Annotated in this window: 4 protein-coding genes and 1 pseudogene; all 5 read left to right on the top strand. The window is 35.1% G+C overall.

Features of this window, described 5'->3' with window-relative positions:
• Nucleotides 1-633 (top strand): annotated as a pseudogene (locus AC1DG9_RS23940) (glycosyltransferase family 1 protein); the annotation flags it as partial.
• Between the two features lie 132 nt (nt 634-765).
• Complete coding sequence (locus tag AC1DG9_RS23935; protein WP_246269694.1) at nt 766-1,866, top strand: O-antigen ligase family protein; 1,101 nt, start codon at nt 766-768, stop codon at nt 1,864-1,866.
• Between the two features lie 11 nt (nt 1,867-1,877).
• Nucleotides 1,878-2,555, top strand: coding sequence for a class I SAM-dependent methyltransferase (locus AC1DG9_RS23930; RefSeq protein WP_172662599.1), 678 nt, complete (start codon nt 1,878-1,880; stop codon nt 2,553-2,555).
• A 33-nt stretch (nt 2,556-2,588) separates the two neighbouring features.
• Nucleotides 2,589-3,749, top strand: a complete 1,161-nt coding sequence (locus AC1DG9_RS23925; protein ID WP_337715977.1) for a glycosyltransferase — start codon at nt 2,589-2,591, stop codon at nt 3,747-3,749.
• Between the two features lie 11 nt (nt 3,750-3,760).
• The coding region (locus tag AC1DG9_RS23920; RefSeq protein ID WP_477635373.1) for an aminotransferase class I/II-fold pyridoxal phosphate-dependent enzyme at nt 3,761-4,371 on the top strand (611 nt) is incomplete at its 3' end.

The raw sequence follows: 4,371 nt of genomic DNA, 5'->3' as shown, positions 1-4,371 counted from the left end.
TTTGTACCCTGCCCCGAAGCGGAACTTCATAAAATTAAACTTGGTTGGAATATCGGGTTTAATGATTACAGATACTTTGGGTATAAAATGAGCAGATTAAGTAATTATTTGAGTTATAGGGTTTACCCAACTCATTTATCTACTTACGATAAAGACAGGAAATATGATTTGGCTTTTCGTGGAACAATCCATAAAGATAATGGGAATAGAAACATGATCTCTTATCAAAGAAACCATGTTTTAAGTCTTTTTGATCGCCTGAATTTGCAAATAGCAAGTGGTGGGAATGTAAGCAAAGCCAGATATTGGAAAGAACTAAGGGATTCGAAACTTAGTATCAGTCCATTTGGCTGGGGTGAAATTTGCTATAGGGATTTTGAAACGTTTATTTCTGGATCGGTACTGATTAAACCGCTTATGAATCATCTTGAAACTTACCCGAATCTGTTTATAGRAAACGAAACCTATGTTCCTGTTAATTGGAATTTAGAAGAACTTGAGGCTCGCCTTGAACACATGGCAGCTCATTATGATGATTATAAACACATCGCAAAAAATGGCCAGGAGAAATATTTTAATGCGATTAATGATTCCCAAGGTTTTATAGAAACTTTTAAACAAAACATAGAATAGCTTATAATGCATATGAAATTAATTGCAGTTGTATTTATAGTGTTGTATTTATACAGCCTGTCGTTCGGGGTTTTTATGACAAATTTATTTAGAATCCCTACGCCTCTTATTTTCTGTTTACCACTTATTTTTTTGTTTAGGGAAAAAGATGGGCTAGGATTTTTGTACAAAACGGAGCTTCTTCTTCTTGGGGGCGCTATTTTCTTGTACAATGCGATTGGTTTTTCAGATTACATGGTGTTTATGGCCAATACCTTATGCATTGGAATGTGCGCGCTTTACTTTAATTATTTTGTAGGTGCAGATAAAGAGCGATTTACGATTTCTGTTTATATTTTTTTTGCCTTGCTGACATTTTCATCAATTGTAATGGTTCTTAATCCATTTTATTTATCAGAAATAAATAATCTAAGGTCGATGCTGATGGGAGAACCGGTCGTGCAGAGTCCTTCGGGAATAGCAACATATCAATTTAACTTTGGTTATCAATTGGCCGCCCTGGTTCCATTTCTATTGATTTTTACTCTAGTGTTTGACAAAGCGCTTGTTATTAAAATAGTTAGTCTTTTGGCTTGTTTACTGTTTATATATCTGGGTATGCAACGCTCGGTATTTGTAGGTTTTGTTTTCTCGGTATTCTTGTTCCTGATATTGTATTACAATTACAAAGCGATTTTTATTGTGGTGTTTGCTGTTTGTGCAGCTTTTGTATTCTACACATACATTTTGAAAGATAATACAGACTCTTATAATAACATTCTTACCAAGAATGAACATAATATGGAGGAATACAATAGATCAACCCTGGCTGCTGAAAACTTAAGAATCTATTCGGATTATCCTTATGGGCTTATATTTTATGGGAAGGATTGGTCAGACGTTACTTATCGTAATGAGGTGTTCTCGTCGGGGATTACTTCGCACAATGCCTACCTGATGTTTCTTACCTATGTCGGACCTTTTTTGGGTTTGGGAATATTGGCCGGATTGTATTATAAGATTTCAAAGATCATTATCAATGCATTTCGAAATGTTAAGAAGAAGAAATATGCGTTGATGATTTGTCTTTGTTGTTCATTTATTGCCGTTTCCATCAATTCACTGTCRCACAACTCATGGCTTGTTAGCGCAAACGGCCCTACCTTTTTCCTGTATTTCGCGATTCTGCACTTAAACTTTTTGCTGAACAGAGAAGCTGATCTGGATGAGGATGTAGTTGTAACCCATATTTAAAGCCGAATGATATGGATAAGGAAACCATTAGAGATATCATAGACTGGGATATTACAAACTGGTGGAGGGCAATTGATTATCTGGATAAGAATGTGCCAGCAAACGAGAAGAGTACACAATGTTTGGAATTGGGCGCGGCACGTGGTGGGCTATCACTTTGGCTTGCACTTAGAGGCAACTCAGTACTATGTACGGATCTTAAAAATCCGGAGCCTATAGCAGGTGAAATTCATTGTAAGTATGAATGTGGCATTAATATAAGGTATGCGGCTTTGGATGCAACGGATATTCCTTTTAAGAACCAATTTGACATTATCGTATTTAAATCTATCCTGGGTGGGATTAGCCAGAATAATAGAAATGAATATAAAGCAAAAACGCTAAATGAGATTTATGGTGCCCTGAAGCCGGGAGGCATGCTGCTTTTCACAGAAAATTTGGCCGCTACTAATCTCCATCGGTTTCTGAGAAGGAAATATGGTACCCCTGGATGGAATTATCTGGATATAAATGAGGTAGAAGAGCTATTTAGTGCATTCAAAACAATCAAATATACAACAACAGGTTTTTTTGGCTGCTTTGGTAGGACTGAAAAGCAAAGAATCCTTTTAGGACACCTTGATGGATTATTGGAGTTCATCATCCCAAAGAGAAAAAGATACATACTAAGTGGTATTGCAACGAAATAATTTTTTGAATCGGATTTCCAGGTACATATAACAATGGAGAAAATCAAAATAATGCACCTTATAGGTGATTTAACTAAGGGAGGAGCAGAGCGCTTCGTAGTTGATTTGTGTAATGAGCTTGCTAAAGATGACCAATATGAAGTTTATTTGGTTTCTATCTGCTGGAATGATCCACAAGAGACATTTGTGAAAGATATTCATAAGAATGTTCGCTACGTTTCTTTCAATAAAGGCAGAGGATTTAGCTTAAAGGCTTTTTTGGGCTTAACCAAATGGTTGAATAGGGAGGAACCTGATGTGTTACACTCTCATTTAAATGGCTTCGAATATCTGGCCTTATATCTATTGGCTAGCAAGCACACGTTGTTCTTTCATACCATTCATAATATCGCTGTGGCGGAATGTCCAAATTTTATACTCAAAACCTTTAGAAAGTTCTGGTATAAAATAAATAAGGTGAAACCTGTTACGATCTCATTTGACGGCAAGAAAACTTATAGAGATTATTATCAGCTGGATAATGACATTTTAATTGAAAATGGAAGACAGGATCTGGTAACAACTGATGAATATCCTTTATTAAATGAAAAATACAAGGAGGGCGAAGACGCTTTTATTTTAATTCATGTAGGACGAATTGTATCGGAAAAGAATCAGGATTTAYTAATCAGGGCTGTAAAGAAATTTAATGTTACTGAAGACAAGAAATGCAAACTGATCATTATTGGAGAGGTTAAAGAAAAGCATTTATATCAGCATTTACTGAAACTGGTTGGTAACGATCCATACATAGAATTTATAGGTGGAAAGCATAATGTGGTGGATTATTTAAGTATAGCCGATGCATTTTGTCTTTCAAGCATATTCGAAGGAATGCCAATTTCTTTAATCGAAGCCTTATCGGTTGGCTGTATTCCAGTTTGCACGCCTGTAGGGGGGATTGGTCAGATGATCAGACATGGAAAAACCGGTTTTCTAAGTAAAGATGTAAGTGTAGAAAGTTATTACGATGTATTAAAAGAAGCGCTTTATCATCCTGATAAAAAAATGATCAAACTAAACGGAAGGTTATTCTTCAAATTAAATTACCATATCCAGGCATCTGCAAATGCCCATTTAAAAACCTATTCTACAATGTTGATCTCGGATAAAAGCAACATGGTGAAAGGGTACCAGATGATTACTAAGATTTAACTTAAATAGAGATGATAAAATTTACTAGTGACGAACTCAAAGTAGTAAAGAAAATTGAGGTATTAAAGAATGAGGCAGGCTCCCATTCACCTAGTTTCTTTACATTCAAACAAAAACTCCCAGAGGTAGACATTAAAGTAGATGCTTGCTTTTTATCTAATCCTTATGCAACGGATTTGTTTATTGAGTATTTTAATAAGGAAATACTTCATACTGGGAATATCAGAGATTTATTGGAGAGTTATCCCTCTCAAAATGGTGTAATTGCTGAGATTTTAGCTGATTTCTTAAAAATTGATTCAGGGAATATCTTTATTGGCAATGGAGCTATTGAAATCATTCAAGCTGTTATCCATAATTTTACCAAAAGGAAGATTATCATTACAATACCTACCTTTTCATCTTATTATGAGTATGTTAAGGATGGTGTGGAGGTGGTGTATTATAATTTATCAAAGAATAATAATTACAACCTTGATGTAGAAGAATACATTGCATTTGTTAAACAAAATAAGCCAGACACCATAGTATTGATTAACCCGAATAATCCAAATGGTGGTTATACAAAAGCTGCTGATGTGCAGCGGATTRTAGAAGAGCTTTCATTTGTTGACAATATTAT

The organism is Pedobacter sp. 05L430 (assembly GCF_056397585.1).
The sequence above is the reverse complement of the archived record's forward strand: the minus strand, read 5'-3'. Positions and strand labels throughout refer to the sequence as shown.

Excerpts from the sequence above, each read along its gene's own strand:
- AC1DG9_RS23930 (WP_172662599.1), top strand. The coding sequence starts at position 1,878 with ATGGATAAGGAAACCATTAGAGATATCATAGACTGGGATATTACAAAC.